Annotated in this window: 22 protein-coding genes and 1 riboswitch; of the genes, 15 read left to right on the forward strand and 7 right to left on the reverse strand. The window is 62.2% G+C overall.

Features of this window, described 5'->3' with window-relative positions; translation table 11 throughout:
- Positions 1-32 precede the first annotated feature (32 nt).
- Complete coding sequence (locus BM017_RS17130) at positions 33-1181, forward strand: glycosyltransferase (RefSeq protein WP_092246565.1); 1149 nt, start codon at positions 33-35, stop codon at positions 1179-1181.
- Positions 1178-2059 (forward strand): glycosyltransferase, encoded by an 882-nt coding sequence (locus tag BM017_RS17135; RefSeq protein ID WP_092246568.1) that lies wholly within the window; start codon positions 1178-1180, stop codon positions 2057-2059. Before BM017_RS17130 ends, BM017_RS17135 begins: the two co-directional genes overlap by 4 nt.
- Positions 2060-2113: 54 nt before the next feature.
- On the opposite strand, the gene BM017_RS17140 is transcribed toward BM017_RS17135, so the two are convergent.
- Positions 2114-3970, reverse strand: a complete 1857-nt coding sequence (locus BM017_RS17140; RefSeq protein ID WP_092246570.1) for an O-antigen ligase family protein — start codon at positions 3968-3970, stop codon at positions 2114-2116.
- 157 nt (positions 3971-4127) lie between these two features.
- Between BM017_RS17140 and msbA the strand changes: the two genes are divergently transcribed.
- The 3 genes from msbA (at position 4128) to BM017_RS17155 (ending at position 8386) form a co-directional block, all read left to right on the forward strand.
- Positions 4128-5933, forward strand: a complete 1806-nt coding sequence (gene msbA, locus BM017_RS17145) for a lipid A export permease/ATP-binding protein MsbA (protein WP_092246572.1) — start codon at positions 4128-4130, stop codon at positions 5931-5933.
- Between the two features lie 109 nt (positions 5934-6042).
- Complete coding sequence (gene hldE, locus BM017_RS17150) at positions 6043-7467, forward strand: bifunctional D-glycero-beta-D-manno-heptose-7-phosphate kinase/D-glycero-beta-D-manno-heptose 1-phosphate adenylyltransferase HldE (protein ID WP_092246574.1); 1425 nt, start codon at positions 6043-6045, stop codon at positions 7465-7467.
- Positions 7460-8386, forward strand: a complete 927-nt coding sequence (locus BM017_RS17155) for an NAD-dependent epimerase/dehydratase family protein (protein WP_092246576.1) — start codon at positions 7460-7462, stop codon at positions 8384-8386. Before hldE ends, BM017_RS17155 begins: the two co-directional genes overlap by 8 nt.
- Before the next feature lie 28 nt (positions 8387-8414).
- Here BM017_RS17155 and BM017_RS17160 read toward each other — a convergent pair whose 3' ends face one another.
- The 4 genes from BM017_RS17160 to BM017_RS17175 are packed head-to-tail and all read right to left on the reverse strand — an operon-like array spanning position 8415 to position 11791.
- Positions 8415-9374, reverse strand: coding sequence for a metal ABC transporter ATPase (locus BM017_RS17160; RefSeq protein WP_071492298.1), 960 nt, complete (start codon positions 9372-9374; stop codon positions 8415-8417).
- A 41-nt stretch (positions 9375-9415) separates the two neighbouring features.
- Positions 9416-10228, reverse strand: coding sequence for an aldo/keto reductase (locus BM017_RS17165; protein ID WP_092246578.1), 813 nt, complete (start codon positions 10226-10228; stop codon positions 9416-9418).
- Positions 10225-11400, reverse strand: coding sequence for an NAD(P)/FAD-dependent oxidoreductase (locus tag BM017_RS17170; protein WP_092246580.1), 1176 nt, complete (start codon positions 11398-11400; stop codon positions 10225-10227). The genes BM017_RS17165 and BM017_RS17170 overlap by 4 nt, the downstream gene beginning before the upstream one ends.
- 55 nt (positions 11401-11455) lie before the next feature.
- Positions 11456-11791 (reverse strand): DMT family transporter, encoded by a 336-nt coding sequence (locus tag BM017_RS17175; protein WP_092246582.1) that lies wholly within the window; start codon positions 11789-11791, stop codon positions 11456-11458.
- Positions 11792-11892: 101 nt separating this feature from the next.
- Between BM017_RS17175 and BM017_RS17180 the strand changes: the two genes are divergently transcribed.
- Both BM017_RS17180 and waaA read left to right on the forward strand, forming a co-directional pair.
- Complete coding sequence (locus BM017_RS17180) at positions 11893-12783, forward strand: LysR family transcriptional regulator (protein WP_071492295.1); 891 nt, start codon at positions 11893-11895, stop codon at positions 12781-12783.
- Between the two features lie 23 nt (positions 12784-12806).
- Positions 12807-14084 carry a lipid IV(A) 3-deoxy-D-manno-octulosonic acid transferase gene (gene waaA / locus BM017_RS17185; RefSeq protein ID WP_092246584.1) on the forward strand — a complete coding sequence of 426 codons (1278 nt, stop codon included), beginning with the start codon at positions 12807-12809 and terminating at the stop codon, positions 14082-14084.
- A 41-nt stretch (positions 14085-14125) separates the two neighbouring features.
- Here the strand turns inward: waaA and BM017_RS17190 are convergent, their stop codons facing one another.
- Positions 14126-15565, reverse strand: coding sequence for a TolC family outer membrane protein (locus tag BM017_RS17190; protein ID WP_092246586.1), 1440 nt, complete (start codon positions 15563-15565; stop codon positions 14126-14128).
- Positions 15566-15761: 196 nt separating this feature from the next.
- Positions 15762-15867: riboswitch (TPP riboswitch) on the forward strand.
- 144 nt (positions 15868-16011) lie between these two features.
- Between BM017_RS17190 and thiC the strand changes: the two genes are divergently transcribed.
- On the forward strand, positions 16012-17901 hold the full coding sequence (thiC, locus tag BM017_RS17195; protein ID WP_071492292.1) for a phosphomethylpyrimidine synthase ThiC: 1890 nt from the start codon (positions 16012-16014) through the stop codon (positions 17899-17901).
- Between the two features lie 130 nt (positions 17902-18031).
- Positions 18032-19324, forward strand: coding sequence for a putative hydroxymethylpyrimidine transporter CytX (gene cytX, locus BM017_RS17200; protein ID WP_092246588.1), 1293 nt, complete (start codon positions 18032-18034; stop codon positions 19322-19324).
- On the opposite strand, the gene BM017_RS17205 is transcribed toward cytX, so the two are convergent.
- Positions 19290-20027, reverse strand: coding sequence for an RsiV family protein (locus BM017_RS17205; protein ID WP_092246590.1), 738 nt, complete (start codon positions 20025-20027; stop codon positions 19290-19292). The two genes, cytX and BM017_RS17205, sit on opposite strands and share 35 nt — an antisense overlap.
- Positions 20028-20220: 193 nt before the next feature.
- On the opposite strand from BM017_RS17205, the gene BM017_RS17210 reads away from it, so the two are divergent.
- From BM017_RS17210 to BM017_RS17235, 6 genes are all read left to right on the forward strand, one after another.
- Positions 20221-20838 (forward strand): NUDIX domain-containing protein, encoded by a 618-nt coding sequence (locus tag BM017_RS17210; protein WP_058423483.1) that lies wholly within the window; start codon positions 20221-20223, stop codon positions 20836-20838.
- Positions 20829-21278, forward strand: coding sequence for a DUF1249 domain-containing protein (locus BM017_RS17215; RefSeq protein WP_012721893.1), 450 nt, complete (start codon positions 20829-20831; stop codon positions 21276-21278). Before BM017_RS17210 ends, BM017_RS17215 begins: the two co-directional genes overlap by 10 nt.
- Before the next feature lie 97 nt (positions 21279-21375).
- Positions 21376-22191 carry a 3',5'-cyclic-AMP phosphodiesterase gene (gene cpdA, locus BM017_RS17220; protein WP_092246593.1) on the forward strand — a complete coding sequence of 272 codons (816 nt, stop codon included), beginning with the start codon at positions 21376-21378 and terminating at the stop codon, positions 22189-22191.
- 184 nt (positions 22192-22375) lie between these two features.
- On the forward strand, positions 22376-22984 hold the full coding sequence (locus BM017_RS17225) for a YqiA/YcfP family alpha/beta fold hydrolase (protein ID WP_071491694.1): 609 nt from the start codon (positions 22376-22378) through the stop codon (positions 22982-22984).
- Positions 22985-23028: 44 nt separating this feature from the next.
- Positions 23029-24936, forward strand: a complete 1908-nt coding sequence (parE, locus tag BM017_RS17230) for a DNA topoisomerase IV subunit B (protein ID WP_071491693.1) — start codon at positions 23029-23031, stop codon at positions 24934-24936.
- Positions 24936-25931 carry an esterase-like activity of phytase family protein gene (locus BM017_RS17235; RefSeq protein WP_092246596.1) on the forward strand — a complete coding sequence of 332 codons (996 nt, stop codon included), beginning with the start codon at positions 24936-24938 and terminating at the stop codon, positions 25929-25931. Before parE ends, BM017_RS17235 begins: the two co-directional genes overlap by 1 nt.
- The last annotated feature ends 58 nt before the right edge of the window (positions 25932-25989 follow it).

Below are 25989 nucleotides of genomic sequence, written 5' to 3' on the forward strand. Positions count from 1 at the left end.
CGTGCAGTAGCCCGATTGCCTCATGGAGTGATATGAAGCCTCGTTTCAAGGTTTTGCAGTTGCAGCCTGACTACAACGTCAAGCTCAATGATTTCGCTGATCTCGGCGAGCAGATCGTCAAGGCGTTGCCGACGGAGCGATTCGAGGTAACGTCCGCCTTCCTGAGCGGTCGACCGCAGCCGGGCCAGCCGTTGAGCGTGGCGGATCATTCCAAGTATTTCGAGTTTCCCGAGAAGGCCCTCAAAGGCATCCGCCTGGGCGCCATGTGGGAAATCTACAAGTACTGCCGTGAGCAGAAATTCGATGTGGTCATCTGTAACCGCTTCAAGTCGGTGAACATGATGCTGTCGCTCAACCGTTGGTTGAAGATCCCGTTGTGCATCGGCATCTCCCACGGTTTCGGCGAGTACGAACGCGCGTATCGCCGGCGCCAGACGCGCCGCCTGGTCAGCCCGGCCTGGCGCTTTGTCGGGGTATCGGCGGCAGTCAGGGATTACCTGATCGGCCTCAACTGCGGCTTTACCCAAGAGAACACCACCTTCGTCACCAATGCCATCGATATTCCCCAGGCCGAAGCCTTGCAGTTGCCACGCGAGCAGGCGCGCCAAGCGCTCGGGCTGCCGCTCGACGCGCGGATCATCGGCGCACTGGGGCGACTGGTGCCGATCAAGGGCCATACGCACCTGCTGCAAGCGTTTGCCCGCCTCAAGGATAAGTACCCTGACGCTCAAGTCGGCATCATTGGTTCCGGCCGTGCCGAAGCCGACTTGCGTGCGGACATCGAGCGCCTTGGCCTCACTGGCCGTGCGCACTTGCTGGGCTTTCGCGAGGATGGCCTCAAATATGTACGCGCCTTCGATATTTGGACCATGCCTTCCTTGCTTGAGGGCCTGGGCCTGGCCCTGCTCGAAGGCATGAGTGGACGCCTGCCGGTGATTGCTTCCAACGGGCCGGCCATGCTGCCGCTGGTGGAAGGGGCGGGAGGCTTGTCTCACGAGCCTGGCAATGTCGAGCAACTGACAGCGGCCCTGGACACTTATCTGGCCATGAGCGACGAGCAATTGCGCGCCAAGGGTGAACAGGTATTCCGTTATCTGCAAGAAAACCACGCCCTGGCCGAGTTCCAGCAAAAGTACCTGAACCTCATCGAAACCGGTTTGAAAGAAGTAGGTAGAGCATGACAGCACAACAACCCCTGGTCTCGGTGATCATCGCGTCCTACAACCACGGCCGGTACATCGAGGAGAGCATCCTCAGCGTGCTTGGCCAGACGTACCCTAACATCGAGCTGCTGGTGGTGGATGACGGTTCCAAGGATGACAGTGTCGAGCGCATCCAGCGCCTGCAGGCCGAGCACGGCTTTGATTTCCAGGTGCAGCAGAACCAGGGCCTGACCGCCACGCTCAACGGTGCCATCGCCCGCGCCAAGGGCAGCCTGATCGCCCCGTTCGGCTCCGATGACATCATGTTGCCGGACCGCATCGCCACCCAGGTGGCCTACATGGAAGGGAAGCCGAAGGTGGGCATGTGCGCTGGCAATATCGAGTTGATCGATGGTGACGGCAATCTGCACCCGGAGAAAAAGCAGCGCCGCGACGTACCGTTTCGCAGCCTGGATTTCGACGACATGTTCATGGACCGCAAGCCCTTCCCGCCGGCACCGACCATGTTGATTCGCCGCGAAGTCCTGGAAGAAGTCGGTGGCTTCGACCCACTGATCCCTCTGGAAGACCTGCTGATCCAATTGAAGATCACCGCCGCGGGCTACACCATTGACGCACTCGGCGTAGTGATGGCGCAGTATCGGCAGCACGCAAGCAACACCTACAAGAACCACCGCTATATGATCCAGAACATTCTCAAGACCTATGCCCATTTCAGCGAGCACCCGGCCTATGACGCGGTGCGCTACAACTTCCTGAACTCGATGTTCTTGAAGACGGCTGATCGTGACCGGCCACTGGCGCGGGAGATCCTCAAGCAGATCCCGCTGAAGTTCTGGGGGCGCAAGACTTTGCGTGGCTTGGTGCGGTTGTACCTGGCGCCCCTCAGGAAATGAGGCGGCGGGGGGTATGAAAAAGGCGACTATCAGCAGTGATAGTCGCCTTTTTTATCAGGTGGCGGGGCTGGTCAATGCCTGCACTTGCGCGCGGATCTTCGCCGTGGCGCCTTGGCTGGCAACGGACGCATAACCTTTGGCCAACTGTTCGAAGTGTGTCTCGAACAACCAGGCGCGGTCCTGTGGGTAGCGCTGCATATGGCGCAGGTTGCGCTGGCGCAACGCGTTGCGCAGCGGCGACGGGAAGATGCGCAGGTCGGCGATATCGATCAGGGCGAACTCACCGTCATCCATCAACAGCACGTTACCCAGGTGCAGCGAACGGAAGTACACACCGCGCTCATGCAACTTGGCCATGAACTGGCCGAAACGTTCGATCAGCGACTCACGCAGGCTGTTGTCCAGGCCTTGCAGGGCCTGGCGCAGAGTCAGGCCGGGCAGTGGCGCGTAGCTGACGGCAGTGCTGGCATCGCGCAGGCTATAGAGGCCTAGAATCTGCGGCGTGGGGATGCCCAGGGTGCGCAATTGCTCGGCGTTGCTGGCAAACCGCTCGGAGTAGGGGTTGAAGCTGCCCGAGGTGTACCAGTGGCGCGCACGGAAGATCTTCAGGAAGCGGCCGTCGGCCAGGCGCAGGACTTTCGGACCCAGCCCGTCGGCTTCGATCACGTGGGCATTGCTGCACAACTGGTCGAAAGCTGCGGGCTTGAGCGCTTGTACCGGCATGCGCAACAGGCTGTGGCGGCGCTGGGCGATGCTCAGGCCGGCAATGATCGCCAGCGGGATCCACAGCACGAACCAGTGCTCTTTCGGGCGTGACAGGATGCCACCCCCTTCGGTCAGCCCGGCGCCGATGCCATAGGTCAGCAGCGACGAAGCCAGGATGAAGAGTGGCTGGGCGCGTTCTTTCAGGCCCTTGTACAGCCCCCAGCCGATCATGAAGATCCACGGGATAAAGCCGATGATGCCGACGTAATACAACACGCCCAGGGCAAAGCTGTGCGGCTCGCGCAGCTGATAGCCGTCGGACAGGGTCAGGTAGAGCTCGGAGTCGTAGCTGTGGCCGATCCATGGATGTTCGGCAATGCGTTGCAGTGACATGCCCCACAGTTCAAAGCGAAATGAGCTGCCTCGTTCGGTAATGGATTCCGGGTATAGCAGCAGCAATGCAGCAGCCCCCAGGACCAGGCTTGCTATCAGCAGGGCCGAGCGGCGGTTGCGGCTGACGAAGGTCATCCACAGGACGGTCAGTGTCAGGGCTACCAGCGGTGTACGCGAGCCTGTAGCCAGAACCGCCGCGAGCATGACTGCCAGAGCCGGGGCGCTGAACCACAGGACTTTCAGGCGCTGGGTGGTCATGCAGACATACAACCAGTAGACGCAGAAGAAACCGAATAGATGAGAACTGAGCAGCGGATTGTCGAGAGCGCCACGCCCACCGATCATGCGCATGCCCGGTTCGAAGCCTTTGACGAACGCCACCAGGTTGCACAGGCTCACCACCAGTGCGATTACCGCCGCACTGAAGAAGATCGGCTTGAACAGTTCGTTGCGGTAATGCAGCAACAGCCCGCAGCCACCAAACAACATGAAGGTATTGAGCGGGCGCTTGAACAGGTCGGTGTCGGTGGTGGGCTCCGGGCTCCACAGCAGGCTGGTCAAGGCCCATGCGGAGAAGACCAGAAAGGCGAGCGCCAGGGGCTCGCGCAGTAACTCTTTCAGCTCCCGGGGGCGCATGCACAACATGAAGAGCGTCGGTACGCTGAACAGGATGTAGACGATTCGATGCAACACGTTGCGGTTGGATACGAAGAACAGCGAACTCAGCAACAGCAACAAGCCAATGGGCAAGATCCACAGGACCAGGAAGTCAAAAACGCGATTTGAGCCATAGATCAGGCGCTTGGAGTGCATACAGTAAAGCCATTCCATTTGAGAAAGCCGACCATCATAAAGTAGTGGCTATATAATGTCGCCGGTTGGAGCCAACCGGTTTGAGGGTCATGCAGGGTGCAAGTACAACAGAGAAGCTGTGCTAAAGTCAGCCTCCTTTTTCAAAACGCCGCGTGATATGACCGACTCCAGTCCGAGCGCAAGCCCTTCGAGCTTGAAAATATACTTCCGCCTGCTCAGTTACGTTAAGCCTTACGCCGGCTTGTTCGCGCTGAGTATCGTCGGATTTCTGATTTTCGCGTCGACCCAGCCCATGCTGGGGTACATCCTCAAGTACTTCGTCGACGGCCTTTCCAACCCTGAAGCCGTGCTATTCCCTACCGTGCCGTACCTTCGGGACCTGCAACTGCTGCAAGCCGTGCCGCTGCTGATCATCCTGATCGCCGCCTGGCAGGGCCTGGGTTCGTTCCTGGGCAACTACCTGCTGGCCAAGGTGTCCCTGGGCCTGGTCCATGACCTGCGCGTGCAGTTGTTCAACAACTTGCTGACGCTGCCCAATCGCTACTTCGACAACCACAACTCCGGGCACCTGATTTCTCGCATCACCTTCAACGTGACCATGGTCACGGGGGCGGCGACCGATGCGATCAAAGTGGTGATTCGTGAAGGCATGACAGTGATCTTTCTGTTCGCCTCGCTGCTGTACATGAACTGGCGCCTGACGCTGGTGATGATTGCCATCCTGCCGTTGATCGCCGTGATGGTGAGCACGGCCAGCAAGAAATTCCGCAAGCAGAGCAAGAAGATCCAGGTGGCGATGGGCGACGTGACCCACGTGGCCTCCGAAACCATCCAGGGCTACCGCGTGGTGCGCAGCTTCGGGGGGGAGGTCTACGAAGAAAAACGCTTCCTCAAGGCCAGCCAGAGCAACACCAACAAGCAACTGCGCATGACCCGCACCGGGGCGATCTACACACCGGCACTGCAACTGGTGATCTACACCGCGATGGCGGTGCTGATGTTCCTGGTCCTTTATCTTCGCGGTGACGCATCGGCCGGTGACATGGTGGCCTACATCACCCTGGCCGGCCTGCTGCCCAAGCCGATTCGCCAGCTCTCGGAAGTCAGCTCCACGATCCAGAAGGGCGTGGCGGGTGCCGAAAGCATTTTTGAACAGTTGGACGAAGAGGTCGAAGTCGACAACGGCACCATCGAGCGCGACAAGGTCAGCGGTCGTCTCGACGTACGCAACCTGAACTTTACCTACCCGGGCACCGAGCGCCATGTGCTCAAGGACATCAGCTTCACCGCTGAGCCTGGGCAGATGATCGCCCTGGTTGGGCGCTCGGGCAGCGGGAAGTCGACCCTGGCCAGCCTGATCCCGCGCTTCTACCACCACGCAAGTGGCGAAATCCTGCTGGATGGTGTCGAGATCGAAGACTACAAGCTGCTCAACCTGCGCAAACACATTGCCCAGGTGACCCAGCATGTGACCTTGTTCAGCGACACCGTGACCAACAACATCGCCTACGGCGACCTGGCGGGTGCGCCTCGGGCGGACGTTGAAGCGGCCGCGGCGGACGCCAATGCCAAGGACTTCATCGACCAGTTGCCCAAGGGCTTCGACACCCAGGTTGGCGAAAACGGTGTGTTGCTGTCCGGCGGCCAGCGCCAGCGCCTGGCGATTGCCCGCGCCCTCCTGAAGAATGCACCGCTGCTGATTCTCGACGAGGCCACCTCGGCCCTCGACACCGAGTCCGAGCGCCACATACAGGCAGCGCTGGACAAGGTCATGCAAGGTCGCACCACCTTGGTGATTGCTCACCGTTTGTCCACCATCGAGAAGGCCGACCTGATCCTGGTGATGGACGACGGTCGAATTGTCGAGCGTGGCACGCACAGTGAGCTGCTGGCACAGAACGGCTATTACGCCCGCCTGCATGCCATGGGCCTGGATGCGCCGATTTCCGCCGACATCACCTGAACCTCCCTGGAGGAGCCGGCAAGCCGGCTCCTTGCAAAACCCTCCCGCAAACCTCCCACAACCCTGTGCTAATATCGCGCCCCTGTTCATTTTGTATGTGGGTTGCTCCATGAAGTTGTCCATGCCGCGATTCGATCAAGCCCCTGTCTTGGTGGTCGGCGATGTCATGCTCGACCGTTACTGGCATGGTGGTACCTCACGGATTTCCCCTGAGGCGCCGGTGCCGGTCGTCAAGGTCGAGCAAATCGAAGATCGTCCAGGTGGCGCTGCCAACGTTGCCCTCAATATTGCCGCGCTCGGCGCCCCGGCCTCGCTGGTCGGCGTGACCGGCGACGACGAAGCCGCCGACAGCCTGGCCAACAGCCTGCGCGGTGCCGGCGTGCGGGCGTTGTTCCAGCGCATCGCCCACCAGCCGACCATCGTCAAGCTGCGGGTGATGAGCCGTCACCAGCAATTGCTGCGTATCGATTTTGAAGAACCCTTCGCCACCGACGCCCTGGCCTTGAGTGGTCAGGTCGATCAGTTGCTGGAAGGCATCAAGGTGCTGGTGTTGTCCGACTACGGTAAAGGCGCCTTGAAAAACCACCAGGAACTGATCCAGGCCGCCAAGGCCCGGGGCATTCCGGTATTGGCCGATCCCAAGGGCAAGGACTTTTCGATTTATCGCGGAGCCAGCCTGATTACGCCGAATCTCAGCGAATTCGAAGCCATCGTCGGCGGTTGCGCCGATGAGCACGATCTGGTGACCAAGGGCGCGACGCTGATGGCCGACCTCGACCTCGGCGCCTTGCTGGTGACCCGCGGCGAGCACGGCATGACCCTGCTGCGCCCCGGCCACCCGGCAATGCACTTGCCGGCACGTGCCCGTGAAGTATTCGACGTCACCGGCGCCGGCGACACCGTGATTTCTACCCTGGCGGCCTCGATTGCCGCCGGTGAAGAACTGCCCCACGCCGTGGCCCTGGCCAACCTGGCGGCGGGCATCGTGGTGGGCAAGTTGGGTACTGCTGCCATCAGCGCACCTGAATTGCGCCGTGCGATCCAGCGCTCCGAAGGCTCGGAGCGGGGCGTGCTGACTATCGAACAATTGCTGCTGGCGATTGACGATGCCCGCGCCCACAACGAAAGCATTGTGTTCACCAACGGTTGTTTCGACATCCTGCACGCCGGCCATGTGACTTACCTGGAACAGGCGCGTGCCCAGGGGGATCGACTGATTGTCGCGGTCAATGACGATGCGTCGGTCAGCCGCCTGAAAGGCCCTGGCCGTCCGATCAACAGTGTCGACCGGCGCATGGCGGTGCTGGCGGGGCTGGGCGCGGTGGACTGGGTGATCAGCTTCCCTGAAGCGACCCCGGAAAACCTGCTGGCCCAGGTCAAGCCGGACGTGCTGGTCAAGGGCGGCGACTACTCTGTCGACCAGGTCGTGGGGGCGGACATCGTCAGCGCCTACGGTGGCAAGGTCAAGGTGCTGGGCCTGGTCGAGAACAGCTCGACCACCGCCATTGTCGAGAAGATCCGCAACAATGAGTAAGCAGGTTCTTGTCACCGGCGGCGCGGGGTTTATCGGCTCGCACCTGGTCGATGCGCTGCTCGCCAAAGGCTACGGCGTGCGGGTACTGGATAACCTCTCCACCGGCAAGCGCAGTAACTTGCCGTTGGACAATCCGCGCGTCGAACTGCTGGAAGGTGATGTGGCCGATGCCGAGTGGGTCGCCCGTGCCGCTGTCGGCGCAGCGGCGGTGGTGCATCTGGCAGCGGTGGCCTCGGTGCAGGCCTCGGTGGATGACCCGGTCAGCACGCACCAGAGCAATTTCGTCGGCACCCTGAATGTGTGCGAAGCCATGCGCAAGGCCGGCGTCAAGCGTGTGGTGTATGCCTCCAGCGCTGCGGTATATGGCAACAATGGCGAAGGGGCTTCGATCGACGAAGAGACCACCAAGGCGCCGCTCACGCCCTATGCGTCCGACAAGTTGGCCGGCGAGCACTACTTCGATTTCTACCGTCGCCAGCATGGCCTGGAGCCGGTGATCTTCCGTTTCTTCAATATCTTCGGGCCACGGCAGGACCCGTCATCGCCGTATTCCGGCGTGATCAGTATCTTCAGCGAGCGCGTGCAACAGGGCGTGCCGATTGCCGTGTTTGGCGATGGCGAGCAAACCCGCGACTTCATGTACGTGGGGGACCTGGTGGATTTGCTGGTGCAGGCTATTGAAGCGCCTGAAGCTCCGCTGGGCGCAATCAATGTCGGCTGGAACCGCACCACCACGCTCAAGGATGTGCTGCGGGCCTTGGAAGACATCGTCGGCAAGCTGCCGGCGGTGACTTACGGGCCGGCACGCTCCGGCGATATCCGGCATTCGCGGGCGAACAACCAGCGGTTGCTGGCGAGCTTCACACTGCCGGAGCGCACGCCGTTGAAGGTGGGCCTGGAGCGCTTGCTCAAAGGCTGAACGCCATCGCTGTGGGAGCTGGCTTGCGTCAGGCCTTGGTTTTTTTCTTCGGCACGATCTTGCGCAGCACCCGCTGGGCCAGGCGTTTCAATTTCGACTCTTTCTCAGGCTCTGCCAGACCTTGCTGGCGCAGCCAATCCTTCCAGCGAATCCGCTCCTCACGAACCAGCCAGCCTTCCTGCTGGGCGAAGCTCTCCGCCAGGTACAAGCCTCGCGTGCTCGCCGGGTACAACTGGTCTTTCTTGACGGTGTACAACTCAGCCTGGGGCTGGCCGTCTTTCAATGGCATCAGGTACAGGTCCGGGCGTTGACGGTCGAGGCGGGCGACCAGTTGGTCGCCTTCGAGGCGTTCGTCCACATGGAACAGGCTCAGGGATTTGGCTTCCTTGGGCACTTCCAGGCGCAGGTCGTAGATCAATTGCAGCGATGCCGTGGGCAGGTGCACATAGGCGCGCGGGCGTTCGATCAACTGGGTGGTGGCGCAGCGCACCGGGCGAGCCGCGCCGGACAGCGGGCTGAGGCGAAAGGGCAGGGCTTCGCGGTAATGCAGGGCGGCGGAGTAGGGGGCCGGCAGCCAGGTGTCGTTGAAGCGCCCGCCGAGCCAGCCTTCCGGCGTCTCCAGCAGGCATTCTTCGGCAATTTCCTGGATGGCGGTGTGCAGCGGCAGGTTCAGCTCATGGGCGGGCACGTAGCCTGAGATCAGCTTGAGTACCACGTCGCCACGGTCCTGGCGGCGCTGGCGCACCAGCACCCAGTAATCCTTGTTTTGCCAATGCAGGGTCAGGCGCACCGACACGCCGAGGTTGGCCAGTTCCAGGGCGAAACGCTCGGGGTCTGCCACCTCCACCGGCTTGCGCCGTTGCAGGGTCTGGGCAAAGTTGAGCGGCATGCCGACGCTCTGGTAGCTCAGGCCTTCGGGGGTGGCTTCGACGTGCAGCGGCAGTGTCTTGAAGTTGCTGGGGTTTTTTCTTATGAGCGTTCGCGGCATGTCGGCTCCTTCTTGCGACGGGGTCGGCCGCGTCGGCGGCATCAGAGTTGACGAATGACCTGGGCAGCGGTCGCCACGTTATGGGCCAGGTGCAGCGGATTAATGGTCCCGACAATAGCACTGGCAACGCCTGTTTGCGCAAACAACAACATGAAACTGGCGCGAATTGGATCCATTCCCGGCTCCAGGCACACGTGGCCGCTGGCCAAGGCCTTTTTCACCAGGATGCCCTTGCCATGGGCCGCCGCATATTCAATGACGGCTTTCTCGGCTTGTTCGTTCAGATTGTAGGTGACCATCGCGCAATCGCCCTGTTCCAGAGCCTTTACGCCGCCCTCGACGGTCTTGCCGGAAAAGCCGAAACCACGGATCTTGCCTTCCTGTTTCAGCGCCGACAGGGTCTGGTAGACCTCGCAGTCATTGAGGATATGCAGGTCGTTACCGTCGGAGTGCACCAGCACCAGGTCGATAAAATCGGTTTCAAGTCGTTTCAAGCTGCGCTCGATCGACATCCGGGTGTGGGCCGCGCTGAAGTCGTGGCTGGACGCGCCATTCTCGAATTCTTCGCCGACTTTGCTGACGATCACCCAGTCTTTGCGCTGGCCCCGCAGCAGCGGCCCCAGACGTTCTTCGCTCATGCCATAGGCCGGCGCGGTGTCGATCAGGTTGATGCCCAGTTCACGGGCCTGGCGCAACAGCATGCGGGCCTCGTCGTCGCCGGGGATCTGGAAGCCGCTGGGGTATTTCACCCCTTGGTCGCGGCCCAGCTTGACGGTGCCCAGGCCCAGGGGTGATACCAGCAGGCCAGTGCTGCCCAGGGGGCGGTGCAGGTCGTGCAGGGTGGGCAGGCTCATGGCAACAGTTGCTCCCAGGCAGGCACGCCGATGGCGGGTCTTGGCAGGTCGGGCAGCGGCTCGCCGACACTTGGGCGGATGCCGTCACGCTCCAGGCTGTTGATCACCCGATCGGCGAAGTCTGGTGCCAGGGCCAATTTGGTCGGCCAGCCCACCAGCAGACGGCCTTGCTCGGCGATGAAGGCGTTGTCGGGCCGGGTCAGGCCCGATTGCAGGGGCTCCGCGCGGTCGACGCGCAGGGTCGCCCATTGGGTCTGGCTCATGTCGATCCAGGGCAGCAACTGCGCCAGCTCTTTTTGCGCCATAGCAATCTGTTCCTGCGGGGTGCGCGCCACACCATCGGCTTCGGCAATATCGCCGCCCATGTACCACACCCAGTTGCCATCGGCCGCCGGGTGAGTGGTAACGGTAATGCGCGGTTTGGTGCCGCCGCCCAGGCAGTGGGCATACAGTGGCTTCAGGCCGGGCCCTTTGGCGATGATCATATGCAATGGGCGTTTTTGCATGGCCGGCTGGCTGATGCCCAGCGCGGTCAGCAGATCCGCCGTACCTGCGCCGGCACTCAACACGATGCGCTGGGCGCGGATCTCGCGACTGTCCACCTTCAAGCCCACCAACGTGTCGCCTTCCAACAACGGTTCGATGTGCTGGCCGGCGAGCAAACCATCGCCGGCCAGTTGGGCCAGGCGTTCGATCAGGCTCGGTACATCGATGACCAACTCGGCAAGGCGGTAGACCTTGCCCTTGAAGCGGCGGTCTTGCAGCGCTGCGGGTAAATCGTCGCCCTTGACCTGATCAACACGGCCACGCACGGCCTTGCTGGCGAAAAAACTGGTGAGGTTGCCGGCGAGCGTGCCGGGGGACCACAGGTAATGCGCCTCGGACAACAAGCGTACGCCGCGCAGGTCCAGCTCACCGCTACCCGCCAGTGCTTCGCGCCAGCGACGCGGCATGTCGGCAATGGCTTCGGACGCGCCGGTGATCGCGCCGTGCAGGGCGTACTTAGCACCACCGTGAATGATCCCCTGGGACTTCACGCTCTGCCCGCCACCCAAGGTGGCGTTTTCCACCACCACCGTGGAAAACCCCTGGCGGCGCAGGCGCGCATTCAGCCAGAGGCCGGCAACCCCGGCGCCGACAATCAGAACGTCGGTGGAAATAACGGATGGCATGGGCGACCTCAGTGTTCAAGACAAGAGGTGCAGTATACAGGCTGTTGAGGAGTGGTCAGTGCCCGGCGGTTTTCGAGAACAGCTGGATCACCACCACGCCCAGCACAATCAGGCCCATCCCCAGCATCGCCGGGATATCCAGCTTCTGCCCGTAGATGAACAACGCCGCGATGCTGACCATCACAATGCCCATTCCAGCCCACACCGCGTAGGCCACGCCCACCGGTACGGTGCGCACCACCAGCGTCAGCATCCAGAACGCCACGCCGTAGCCGACGATCACCAGCAGCAGTGGGATAGGCGTGCTCCAGCCCTTGATGGCTTTCATGCAAACGGTGGCGATCACTTCCGAGCAGATGGCGATAGCCAGATAGCAGTAGGCGGCGTTCATGGGGCAGTCCTCGGATAAAGCGGTCAGTTAAGGCTGGCATTTTAGAGTTATGTCAGATGGGGTAAAGTCATTACCTATCCGAATCAAAGATGGGTTGAGCCATGAGCGTACAGTGGGATCTGGAACGGATGCGTTTGTTTGTCAGCGTCGCCGAGCAGCGTTCGTTTTCGGCGGTGGCGCGCCAGCAGCGCAAGGCTCAATCGGCGGTCAGCAATGGGATTGCCATGCTGGAGGCGGACCTGGGCGTCAGCCTGTTCGAGCGTAGCAGCGGCCGCCAGCCCCGGCTGACCGAAGCCGGCAGTGTGTTGCTGGAAGAAGCGCGCGAAGTGCTGCGCCAGTGCGAGCGACTCAATGGCCGGGCACTGTCATTGACCCGTGGTGAAGAGGCCTGCCTGCGCCTGGCCCAGGATGAAGCCATGCTGTTCCAGCCAGTGCTCGATAGTCTTGAGGCACTGGCCGGGCAGTACCCGTTGTTGGAGGTACAGTTGTCCAGCGCGGCCCAGGGTGATGTGGCGCGCAAGCTGGTGGAGCGCAAGGCTGACCTGGGCCTGCTGTTCTATCACGACCAGATCCCTGAAGCCCTGGAGCGGCGCGTGGTCGGCAGCGTGGAGATGGTCACGGTGTGCGGTGTGAATCACCCGCTGGCCAAGCAAACCTATGTAACGTGCCAGCACCTGGCGCAGTTCCGCCAGTTGCTGATGTCGACCCAGACCAGTGTCTACCCCGGCAGCGAAGCCGCCAGCCCGCTGGTGTGGCGCGCCGACAGTTTCTACGTGCTGGCCGAATGGCTGATGAGTGGCCTGGGCTGGGCCTGGTTGCCGCGGCATATCGTGCAATACCCGACCTACCAGCAACAGATGGTCGAACTGGACAGCGAATGGACGCCGCCGGCCCTGGTGGTCGAGCTGGTCTGGCGGCGCGACGAACATCTGGGGCCGGCAGCGCGCTTCCTGGCCAAACGATTTGCCGAGTGCTTGCAGGCGATCGACTGAAAAAGCCGATAAACTCCGCCGCCATGAATAGAACTCTCTACAGCTGTCTGTTTTACCTGGCGCTGCCCTTGGTGGCTTTACGTCTGTGGCTGCGCGCGCGCAAGGCGCCGGCCTATGCCAAGCGCGTCGGCGAGCGCTTCTCCTATGGCTTGCCGGTGATGCGGCCGGGTGGGATCTGGGTGCACGCCGTGTCGGTGGGCGAAAGCATTGCCGCTGCGCCTATGGTGCGCGGGTTGCTGGAGCGTTATCCGACGCTGCCGATCACCGTCACCTGCATGACGCCGACCGGGTCCGAGCGTATCCAGGCGTTGTTCGCCAATGAACCGCGAATCCAGCACTGCTACTTGCCGTATGACTTGCCGTGCGCGGCCAAGCGTTTTCTTGATCGTGTACAGCCCAAACTCGCGGTGATCATGGAAACCGAGCTGTGGCCCAATCATATCCACGCCTGCGCCCGGCGCGGGATTCCGGTGGCATTGGCCAATGCGCGGTTGTCGGCGCGTTCGGCCAAGGGCTATGGGCGCTTTGCCAGGCTGACGGCGCCGATGTTGGCCGAAATGAGCCTGTTCGCTGTGCAGACGCAAGCCGAAGCGCAGCGCTTCCTGGATTTGGGGGCTCGGCCGGAAACCGTCGAAGTCACCGGCTCGATCAAGTTCGACCTGACCATCGACCCCCAGTTGCCGGTGCGCGCCGCCGCGTTGCGCGCGCAATGGGGCGCCAGCGAGCGTCCGGTGTGGATCGCAGCGAGTACCCATGAAGGTGAAGATGAGGTGGTGCTGGCCGCCCATCGCCGACTGCTCGACAGCTACCCCAACGCCCTGCTGATTCTGGTGCCGCGCCATCAGGAGCGCTTCGGCCCGATGTTCGCACTGTGCGAGCAGCAGGGTTTTGCCACGGTGCGTCGCTCCAGTGGCGAACCCGTCACCGCGAACACGTCGGTACTGCTCGGCGACACCATGGGCGAGTTGCTGTTTCTCTACGCCTTGGCCGATAGCGCTTTCGTAGGCGGCAGCCTGGTGGCGACCGGTGGGCACAACCCTCTGGAACCGGCGGCGCTGGCCTTGCCGGTGATCATGGGGCCACATGTGTTCAACTTCCTCGAAATCACCGCGATGATGCGTGAAGCCGGGGCGTTGCGCGCGGTGGACGACGCAGAAGGGTTGGCCGAAGCCGTGCGCCAGTTGTTCGAACTGCCGCAGGATGCGCGCAAGATGGCACAGGCGGGGCTCAGGGTGATGCAGGCCAACCAGGGCGCGTTGAAGCGGTTGCTGGATGGCCTGGGTCGACTGCTGGCTGACTGAATCAGCACCTGACTCAATGTGGGAGGGGGGTTGCAGTGGATTCAGTTGCCGGGGCGGGCCTTGAGCTGCTCGGCGGCAGCCTTGGCCAGGTCCGGCGGCAGGAAGTCGCGGTCCGGGTTGTAGTCAGCCTTGAGGTAGCGCGCCAGGTCCTGCAGGTCTCCCGGGTTCAAGGTGCCGGCCGCCTGCTTCAGGCGCAGGTTGTCGAGGATGTAGTCGTAGCGGCTGTTGTTGTAGTTGCGCACCGACGCGTAGAGCTGGCGCTGTGAGTCGAGCACGTCGACGATATTGCGCGTACCCACCTGATAGCCGATTTCCGTGGCTTCCACCGCGCTCTGGTTGGAGATGATCGACTGGCGGCGCGCCTGTACCTGCTCCACGTCGGTGTTCACCGCGCGGTGCAGGTTGCGGGTGTTTTCCACCACCTGGCGGCGCAGGCCTTCGCGCTGCTGCTCGGTCTGGCCCAGGCGCGAGTAGGACTCACGCACCTGCGAGCTGGTCAGCCCGCCGCTGTAGATCGGGATGCTCAGGCGCAGGCCAATGGTGCGCTGTTCCACATCTCCCCGGTACGGCGTGCCGAAGGCGTTCGGGTTGCTGAAACCGAGGGCGTCATTGTCGCCTTTCTCATATTGCGCCACGGCGTCCAGGGTTGGCGCGTGACCGGCCTTGCGCTGCTTGAGGGTTTCTTCGGCGGCAGTGACCGCGTAGTTGCTGGCCAGCAGGTTCAGGTTCTGGCGGCCGGCGGTTTCGACCCAGGCCTTGGCGTCGTTCGGCAGCGGCGGCAGCACCGGCAGCGTGTGGACGATGCCCTGGATCGAGTTGTACTGGCGGTTGGTCAGGGTGATCAGCGCTTCGAAAGCGTCCTCGACCTGGCGCTGGGCCAGGATGCGGTTGGCGCGGGCGGTGTCGTAGCTGGCCTGGGATTGCAGCACGTCGGTCTTGTCCGACAGGCCCACGTCAAAGCGCTCGTTGGACTGGTCCAGCTGGCGCTTGAACGCGTTTTCTTCGGCCTTGGTCGAGGCCAGGTTGTCCTGGGCGCGCAGCACGGCAAAATAGCTTTCGGCGCTTTGCAGGATCAGGTTCTGTTCGGTGGCCGACAGTTGCAATGCCGCCTGCTCATTGGTGGCCTCGGCGGCTTGCAGCTGGAACCAGCGGTCGGCACGGAACAGCGGCTGGCTCAGGGTGGCGCGCCAGGAGTGCGCATCGCGGTTGGCGGTAGCGGCCGGGGTGTCGATCTGGGTGCGCACGTTGTTGATATCGGCACCGCCGGTCAGGTTCGGCAGCAGGCCGGCGCGGGCCTGGGGCACCACTTCCTTTTGCGCGCCGTACTGGGCACGGGCGGCGGCCAGGTCGGCGTTGTTGTCCACCGCTTCCTGGTAGACGCTGATCAGGTCGGTTTTGGCGGACAAGGGCGCTTCAGCTGCCCAGACCATTCCGTTGGTCGCACAAGACACGGCAAAAGCCAGTGAAAGTTTGCGCAGCATGAGGCGATCCCTAGTTTGAATATTACGATGATAATTTAGCGCCCAAGGCTAAGGCCGGCCATTCCTGGCGTCAAGCATTGTGGCGGCAACCGAGTGTAGTGGTGCTGACTCGGCGCAACAATCCCGCAATCACGCCATTCATCACGCTGAATGCACCGCCATTGGCAATTTGCCCACGGCATGGTCTAGACTGGCCGCGTTCTTGTCGGGGTGCCTTGTTGGAAGGCTGAGATCGGTAAATACCGGATCCCGTTGAACCTGATCAGGTTAGCGCCTGCGTAGGGAACAAGATTTCTCGTCACCCGGCGAGTCCTCTTGTGCTTCGTCCGGGATGTTGTTCGACAATCGAACAGCCTCGTGCGCCAAGCACAGCACTGGTTCCAGTGCGTCCGTCCGTCACAGGTTCGCTCCGACAATAATCCACCGCCTGGATATTGGAGCCCGTGATGACTACAAAATTAAAAAATACCGTGCATTTGAGTGAGTCGGCCAAAGTCGACTCCGGCTCCGTGCAGCCCTTTACCCGCTCGCAGAAGATCTACGTAGAAGGCACTCGCCCGGACATCCGTGTACCGATGCGACAAATCAGCCTGGACGTCACCCCCACCGATTTCGGCGGTGAGATCAACGCGCCGGTTACCGTGTATGACACCTCCGGCCCCTACACCGACCCCAACGTGATCATCGATGTGCGCAAAGGCCTGGGCGATGTGCGCTCGCCGTGGATCGAAGCGCGTGGCGACACCGAGCGCCTGCCGGGCCTCAGCTCGCACTTCGGCCAACAGCGCCTCAGCGACGCCGAGTTGACCGCGTTGCGCTTCGCCCATGTGAAGAACCCGCGTCGTGCCAAGGCCGGCGCCAATGTCACCCAGATGCACTACGCGCGCAAAGGCATCATCACCGCCGAGATGGAATACGTCGCCATCCGCGAAAACATGAAGCTCGAAGAAGCCCGCGCCAGTGGCCTGCTCGACCAGCAGCACGCCGGCCACAGCTTTGGCGCCAGCGTGCCGAAGATCATCACCCCCGAATTCGTGCGCGAAGAAATCGCCCGCGGCCGCGCGATCATCCCGGCCAACATCAACCACACCGAACTGGAACCGATGATCATCGGCCGTAACTTCCTGGTGAAGATCAACGGCAACATCGGCAACAGCGCCCTGGGTTCGTCCATCGAAGAAGAAGTGGCCAAACTGACGTGGGGCATTCGCTGGGGCTCGGACACGGTGATGGACCTGTCCACCGGCAAACATATTCATGAAACCCGCGAATGGATCATCCGCAATTCGCCGGTGCCGATCGGCACCGTGCCGATCTACCAGGCCCTGGAAAAAGTCGGCGGCGCCGCCGAGGACCTGACCTGGGAGCTGTTCCGCGACACCCTGATCGAACAGGCCGAGCAGGGCGTCGACTACTTCACCATCCACGCCGGCGTGTTGCTGCGCTACGTGCCGCTGACCGCCAAGCGCGTCACCGGCATCGTGTCTCGTGGCGGCTCGATCATGGCCAAGTGGTGCCTGGCGCACCACAAAGAGAACTTCACCTACACGCATTTCGACGAAATCTGCGAAATCATGAAGGCCTACGACGTCAGCTTCTCCCTCGGCGATGGCCTGCGCCCGGGTTCGATTGCCGACGCCAACGACGCCGCGCAATTCGGTGAGCTGGAAACCTTGGGCGAACTGACCAAGACCGCCTGGAAGCACGACGTGCAAACCATGATCGAAGGCCCTGGCCACGTACCGATGCAGCTGATCAAGGAGAACATGGACAAGCAGCTCGAGTGCTGCGACGAAGCGCCGTTCTACACCCTCGGCCCGCTGACCACCGACATCGCGCCAGGTTACGACCACATCACCTCCGGCATCGGCGCGGCGATGATCGGCTGGTTCGGTTGCGCCATGCTCTGCTACGTCACGCCCAAGGAACACCTGGGCCTGCCGAACAAGGATGACGTGAAGACCGGGATCATCACCTACAAGATCGCCGCCCACGCGGCGGACCTCGCCAAAGGTCATCCGGGCGCGCAGATCCGCGATAACGCCTTGAGCAAGGCGCGTTTCGAGTTCCGCTGGGAAGACCAGTTCAACCTTGGCCTTGACCCCGACACCGCGCGTTCCTATCACGACGAAACCCTGCCGAAGGACTCGGCAAAGGTCGCGCACTTCTGCTCGATGTGCGGGCCGAAGTTCTGCTCGATGAAGATCACCCAGGAAGTGCGTGAGTACGCGGCCAACCAGCGCATTGAAGCGGTGGACGTGGACGTTGCCAAGGGCCTGGCCGAGCAGGCGGAGCGGTTCAAGCAGGAAGGCAGTCAGCTCTACAAAAAGGTCTGATTCGAGATCGTAGGCGCCTGTACCGGCCTTATCGGGGGCAAGCCCCCTCCCACATTACTCAAATTGTGGGAGGGGGCTTGCCCCCGATAGCGATCCGACAAACAACAAATGTTCCTCAGAGATAACCCCCTTGAGCATTCAACCGAGTACTTACTCCCCCGATATCGCAGTGCCGAGCGACAAAAGAGTCTTCGGCGCCCGCGACCTGTTCTCCCTGTGGTTCTCCCTCGGCATCGGCCTGATGGTCCTGCAGACCGGCGCCTTGCTGGCGCCGGGCCTGGGCTTGTCCGGTTCGTTGCTGGCGATTTTCCTCGGCACCCTGGTCGGCGTCCTGCTGCTGGCCGCCGTCGGCGTCATCGGCAGCGATACCGGCCTGTCCGCCATGGCCGCGCTCAAGCTCAGCCTGGGTGCCAAGGGCGCCAGCCTGCCGGCGTTGCTCAACCTGCTGCAACTGATCGGCTGGGGCTCGTTCGAAATCATCGTGATGCGTGACGCCGCGAGCCTGTTGGGCGCGCGAGCATTCAGCGACGGCAGCCTGTTGGCCAGCCCATTGCTGTGGACGCTGTTCTTCGGCGGTCTGGCGACCTTGCTGGCGGTCAGCGGTCCACTGACGTTTGTGCGTCAGGTCCTGCGCAAATGGGGTATCTGGCTGCTGCTCGCCGCCTGCCTGTGGCTGACCTGGAACCTGTTCGCCAAAGCCGACCTCGCCGCACTCTGGGCCAACGCCGGTGACAGTTCGATGCCGTTCGCGGTGGGCGTTGATATCGCGATTGCCATGCCGCTGTCATGGCTGCCGCTGATTGCCGATTACTCACGCTTCGGCAAGCGCGCCAAAAACGTGTTCGGCGGCACGGCGCTGGGTTTCTTTATCGGTAATTTCTGGCTGATGAGCCTGGGCGTGGCCTACACCCTGGCGTTTGCGCCGAGCGGTGAGGTGAATGCGCTGTTGCTGGCGCTGGCCGGGGCTGGCCTGGGGATTCCGCTGCTGCTGATCCTGCTGGATGAGTCGGAAAATGCCTTTGCCGATATTCACTCGGCGGCGGTTTCCAGCGGCGTGCTGTTGCGCTTGAAGGTGGAGCACCTGGCGTTGGCCATCGGCGTGATCTGCACGCTCATCGCCTGCTTTGCACCACTGGCCCAATACCAGAACTTCCTGTTGCTGATCGGCTCGGTGTTCGCGCCGCTGTTCGGCGTGGTGCTGGTGGATCACTTTATCCTGCGTCGTCGTGGCCAGGGTGCTGTCGCCAACCTGCGTTGGCCGGCGCTGCTGGCTTGGCTGGGCGGCGTCGCGACGTATCACCTGTTGGCCAATCTGTATCCGGACATCGGCGCGACCCTGCCGGCGCTGGTGCTGGCAGGGCTGTTGCAGTTAATTCTGGCTAAAGCCTTCAGCGGCGTGCAGGCACCAGCTCAGGCTGGATGATGCCGTCCAGGCGTGAATAGGGTATCTGCAATTCGACGTGGCCCAGGGCGTACGGCGCGATGGTGTTGGTAGGGTACTTGAGGATCACGCCCCCATAGGTCAGCGCCACGTTCGGGGTTTTCTGGAAGGGGTAGGTCTTCACATACTCCGGCTCCAGGCTCAGGCGGGTGCTGATCAGCCAGCTGTTGTGGGCCACCTGGGCGGCTTTCCAGAACGCATCTTCCTTGCCGGGCAGCAGCATGTCGGTCAGGGTCAGGGCCTTTTGCCGCTGGCGCGAATAGTTGATGAACGCACGGCCGGGCTCGCCGTGGGTGGCGCCCTGGTCCAGGTAGCTGGACAATTCGATGATCACCAAGCCGTCATGCTGTTCACGTACCTTGGCCTGCAAGTACATGCTGTTGCGTGGAGCGGCGGTTTTCAGGAATTGCTCGCGATAGGTCTCCAGGCTCGTCGGCAGGGGATCGCTTTGGGTCATTTCCAGCAGGCGCTGTTCAATCAATGCGTCCAGCTTGGGTTCCTTGGCAAAGTGCACGGTGTCGATATTCACCAGCGGGCAATCGGCGCTGGCGCAGCCCGGCTTGCTTTGCTCGGTGGCGTCGCGGGTGGCTTCCACCGGGGTTTTGTAACTCGGCTGGAACAGGCTCTGGCACGCGCCGAGGGTCAATGCGATGCAGGCCACGGAGGCGATTTTTAAAAGCGACATGTAAGTCCTTCGTCTATCGATAAGAGCGAAATTTGTGGAGCTTCGACTGCCAGCACGGCAGTCAGTTCGCCACTAAGCTGATTAGAGTGTGTTTGACGCCCGCCGTCTATCCCGGCAACTGGAAAGGGGCTGCATCCAGAGGCATGAGCGCGTTAGGATGGCGCCAATTGCGCAGGCTCAACGAGGAAGGGATATGACGGATTTTGCAAAATCGACGCCGAGCACAATCGAGATTGTTCAGCGCGACAATGCCTACCAGGGCTTCTACAAGCTTGATCGCGTGCAACTGCGCCACGAGAAGTTCGATGGCGGCATGAGCCGGGTGATCAACCGTGAAGTCTTTGTTCGTCATGATGCCGTGTGCGTGCTGCCCTACGACCCGCAGCGTGATGAAGTGGTGCTGATCGAGCAGTTCCGCGTCGGCGCCATGGGGCGTACCGACAACCCGTGGCTGGTAGAGATGGTCGCCGGCCTGATCGACAAGGATGAAGAGCCGGAGGAGGTTGCACACCGCGAAGCCGAGGAGGAAGCTGGGCTGACATTCTCCGCGCTGTGGCCGATCACCAAATATTTCCCGTCGCCCGGTGGCAGTACCGAATTTGTCCACTTGTACCTGGGCCGTTGCGACAGCTCGGGTGCGGGGGGCGTCCATGGATTGGAAGAAGAAGCTGAAGATATCCGCGTCACCGTGTGGGCCTTCGAAGATGCCCTGCAAGCGGTGCGCGACGGCAAAATTTCCAACGCAGCCAGCATTATCGCCCTGCAGTGGCTTGCGCTTAATCGCGCGGAAGTGAGGGGGTTATGGCAGTAAAGGCACGGGAACGTTATCGAGTCGACCTGATCGGGCTGCAAGCCGCCTGCGAGGCCAACTATGCGCGGCTGATGCGCCTGCTCCCCGACATGCGTCACGCCCCCGAGGCGCGGCGTATCGGCGTGACCCATGGCGACCAGATGCTCGGCGTGCTGGCCTTGGAAGTGATCGTCAACTGCCCGTACACCACCACCCTGCGCGTGCGCCAGGAGCACAGCCTGCCTTGGCTGCCGGTGCCGCAGCTGGAAGTGCAGGTGTACCACGACGCACGCATGGCCGAAGTGATCAGCGCCGAACATGCGCGGCGCTTTCGCAGCATCTATCCTTACCCCAACGTGTTCATGCACCAGCCCGACGAGAAAGCACAACTGAATGTGTTCCTCGGTGAATGGTTGAGTCACTGCCTGGCCCTGGGCCATGAGTTCGAAGCCGTGCGGTAGATGTGAACTGCGTCCGCTTCCTGGGTTTCCTCTTTGTGTCCTGCCCCAGCATAATCACGCCAAACGTCCATTCCTGTGATTGCCTTGGGAGAGCGCCTTGCCGAGCGTATCCACCGTGAGCCCCGATGCACCGGCCTTGCTGGTGCAACTGTCCGACAGCCACCTGTTTGCCGAGGCCGATGGCACGCTGTTGGGCATGAACACCCGTGACAGCCTGCAAAGGGTGATCGAGTTGGTGCGTGCGCAGCAGGCACGCATTGATCTGGTGTTAGCCACCGGGGATCTTTCCCAGGACGGCACACTGGAGTCGTATCAGCAGTTTCGCGATATGACGGCGCCCATTGGCGCCCCGACGCGCTGGATTCCTGGCAATCACGACGAGCCGCAGATCATGGCCCACGCCGCCGTGCACAGCGACTTGCTGGAGTCGGTGGTCGATATCGGCCACTGGCGTGTCACCCTGCTGGACTCCGCCGTACCCGGCTCTGTGCCCGGTTACTTGCAGGACAGCCAATTGCAACTGCTCGCCCAGGCCCTGAGCGAAGCGCCGAACCGTCACCATCTGGTGTGCTTCCACCATCATCCGGTGTCCATCGGTTGCGCCTGGATGGAACCCATTGGCCTGCGCAACCCGGAGGCCCTGTTTGCGGTGCTCGACCGTTTTCCGCAGGTGAGGGCAGTACTGTGGGGGCATGTGCACCAGGAAATCGACCACGAGCGCAACGGCGTGCGCCTGCTGGCGTCGCCGTCCACCTGCATCCAGTTCGCGCCGGGCAGCGAGGATTTCAAGGTCAGTGAACAGGCACCGGGCTACCGCTGGCTGCGCCTGCACGCCGACGGACGGTTGGAGACCGGGGTGGAGCGTGTCCAGGGCTTCGAATTTACCGTGGACTACGGCAGCAACGGCTATTGACTGTGGGAGGGCGCTTGCCCCCGATGGCGGTGGATCAGTCACATCTAACAGTGCCTGACACTCCGCTATCGGGGGCAAGCCCACTCCCACATTGGATCTTCGGTGTATTGAGGGCTGAGGTCATCACACACGGCTTCGATCCCTGTAAACTGCGCCTCTTTGGCTGAGTCATGGAGAGCCCGGCATGTCCGCTTCGATCCTGTATATCCACGGTTTCAACAGCGCGCCGGCGTCCAACAAGGCCAGCCAGCTGATCACCGTGATGGACAACCTTGGCCTGGCCGGGCAACTGCGTGTACCGGCCCTGCATCACCATCCCCGTCAGGCGATTCCTCAACTGGAAGCCGCGATTGCCGAACTGGGTCGGCCACTGCTGGTCGGCAGCTCACTCGGCGGCTACTATGCAACCCATCTTGCCGAACGCCATGGCCTCAAGGCATTGCTGGTGAACCCGGCGGTCAGCCCCCATCGGATGTTCGACGGTTACCTGGGCACCCAGAAGAACCTCTACACCGATGAAACCTGGGAGCTGACCCACGACCACGTGACGGCCCTGGCCGAACTGGAAGTCCCGGCGCCCCAGGACGCCGCGCGGTATCAGGTGTGGTTGCAGACCGGGGATGAAACCCTGGATTATCGCCTCGCCCAGCAGTATTACCGGGCCTGTGCCTTGCGCATCCAGGCCGGCGGCGACCATGGTTACCAGGGTTTCGCCCGGCAATTACCGGCGATCTTGAGCTTTGCCGGTATTGGCGCAGATCAGTATCAATCCTTCGACTTTGCTGCACTGTAAAGTCGCAGGTCATTTTTTAATCGAACGACTCACGACGAGACCCCATGGCCACTCCCAGCGCTAGCTCTTATAACGCCGACGCCATCGAAGTCCTCTCGGGCCTCGACCCGGTGCGCAAACGCCCCGGCATGTACACCGACACCAGTCGGCCGAACCACCTTGCCCAGGAAGTCATCGACAACAGCGTCGACGAAGCCTTGGCCGGGCACGCCAAGTCGGTGCATGTCATTCTCCACGCTGACCACTCCCTGGAAGTGTCCGACGATGGTCGCGGCATGCCGGTGGACATCCACCCGGAAGAGGGGGTGCCGGGCGTCGAGCTGATCCTCACCAAGCTCCACGCGGGTGGCAAGTTCTCCAACAAGAACTACCAGTTCTCCGGTGGCCTGCACGGTGTGGGTATTTCCGTGGTCAACGCCCTGTCCACGCTGGTGCGGGTCAAGGTCAAGCGCGACGGCAACGAGTACCAGATGACCTTTGCCGATGGCTACAAAGCCACCGACCTGGAAGTGATCGGCACCGTTGGCAAGCGCAACACCGGCACCAGCGTGTACTTCGCGCCGGACCCGAAATACTTCGATTCGCCGAAATTCTCCATCAGCCGCCTCAAGCATGTGCTCAAGGCCAAGGCCGTGCTGTGCCCGGGCCTGCTGGTGACCTTTGAAGACAAAGGCACCGGCGAGAAGGTCGAGTGGCATTACGAAGACGGCCTGCGTTCGTACCTGGAAGACTCCGTCAGCGACTTCGAGCGCCTGCCCAACGAGCCGTTCTGCGGCAGCCTGGCCGGTAATAAAGAGGCCGTGGACTGGGCGCTGCTGTGGTTGCCCGAGGGCGGCGATAGCGTGCAGGAAAGCTACGTCAACCTGATCCCCACGGCCCAGGGCGGCACCCACGTTAACGGCTTACGCCAGGGCCTGCTCGATGCCATGCGCGAATTCTGCGAATACCGCAGCCTGCTGCCACGCGGGGTGAAGCTGGCGCCGGAAGACGTGTGGGAGCGCATTGCGTTCGTGCTGTCGATGAAGATGCAGGAGCCGCAATTCTCCGGCCAGACCAAAGAGCGCCTGTCGTCCCGTGAAGCGGCGGCGTTTGTCTCTGGGGTGGTCAAGGATGCGTTCAGCCTGTGGCTCAATGAGCACCCTGAACTGGGCCTGGCCCTGGCTGAGCTGGCGATCAACAACGCCGGCCGTCGCTTGAAGGCCAGCAAGAAGGTCGAGCGCAAACGCATCACCCAGGGTCCGGCATTGCCCGGCAAACTGGCCGATTGCGCCGGGCAGGACCCGATGCGCTCCGAGCTGTTCCTGGTGGAAGGTGACTCCGCCGGCGGTTCCGCCAAGCAAGCGCGGGACAAGGAGTTCCAGGCGATCCTGCCGTTGCGCGGCAAGATCCTCAACACCTGGGAAGTCGATGGCAGCGAAGTCCTGGCCAGCCAGGAAGTGCACAACATCGCCGTGGCCATTGGGGTAGACCCGGGCGCGGCGGACATGAGCCAGTTGCGCTACGGCAAGATCTGCATCCTCGCCGACGCCGACTCCGACGGCCTGCACATCGCCACGCTGTTGTGCGCGCTGTTCGTCCAGCACTTCCGCCCGCTGGTGGATGCCGGCCACGTCTACGTCGCCATGCCGCCGCTGTACCGGATCGACCTGGGCAAAGAGATTTACTACGCCCTGGATGAAGCCGAGCGCGATGGCATCCTCGACCGCCTGGTGGCCGAGAAGAAGCGCGGCAAGCCACAGGTCACGCGATTCAAAGGCCTGGGTGAAATGAACCCGCCGCAACTGCGCGAAACCACCATGGACCCGAACACCCGGCGCCTGGTGCAGTTGACGCTGGGCGACGATTTCGCCGCCACCTCGGAAATGATGGACATGCTGCTGGCGAAGAAACGCGCGCCGGACCGCAAGTCCTGGCTGGAATCCAAAGGCAACCTGGCCGAGGTTCTGGGCTGATGCGCACAGGTTTCGCCCTGGCGATCCTGATGTTGAGCAGTTTGGCGGCCGCCCAGGTGGCTGCCGCGCCTGCGGCCGAGCTCAAGCTGGTGTCCGAACACCCGGTGGACGGCATGCGCGGCGGCAACCTGTCGGGCCTGGCGTTGTGCGGTAACGAGTTGTGGACGGTTTCCGATCGTGATGACGACCAGATCTACCGCCTGGATACAAGCGAGACGACTTGGAAGGCCGAAACCGTGAAGATCGACGTGCCGCCGGTGCCCGAGTCCGGCTTGCCCTGGGGGTTGCGTTCGCGCACCAAGGCAGCCTCGCTCATTCGCGGTGGCGACCTGGATTTTGAAGGTATCACCTGCGATGCCGCCGGTAACCGCTACATTGTCAGCGAAGCCCATGCGGCGGTGCTGCAAGTGCCGGTTACGGGGGCGCCGGACTGGTTGAGGATCGCACCGGGCATGGTGCGTGAGGCCCGGGCCAGCGGCCTGTTGCTGCACTTCAATGCATTGTTTGAAGGCCTGGCGATCAATCCTGAAGGCAATCAGATCTGGCTGGCGGCTGAGCGTGAACGGCGTGGCCTGATTTCCATCAAGCGTCCGCAAAGCCTGTGGGACTGCGATGGTCCGTGCGTGTTATTGAGTGAGGCGGGCACCGAGATGCAGCCTGCCCAGGTGCCCAAGGCCAAGGCGGTCGCCAGGAATTTTTCGGATGTGACGCTGTTTCAGGGCAAATTGTTCACGCTCGAAAGCAGCCAATACCAGCTGTGCCGCCGCGATGCCGTCACAGGGGCTGTCGAGCAATGCTGGTCATTTGCTTCCGAGATGCTCACGCCGCAACGCCGATACGATCAGCCCTACGGCCTGGCCGAAGCGTTGGTGGTGGACGCCGATGGCGCCTGGATCGGTCTGGACAACAATTTCGGCCCACGTGCCGATGGTGAAAAACGCCCCATGGTCTATCGTTTTGCCGCCCCTGTCGGTGGCTGGAGCGCCAAGCCATGAGCCAACACTTTTTTGAATTGACCCGGCGCCGTGGCATTTCCGCTGCGCCATACCCAAG

It is taken from the genome of Pseudomonas sp. NFPP04 (assembly GCF_900113815.1).
Classification (GTDB): Bacteria; Pseudomonadota; Gammaproteobacteria; order Pseudomonadales; family Pseudomonadaceae; genus Aquipseudomonas; species Aquipseudomonas extremorientalis.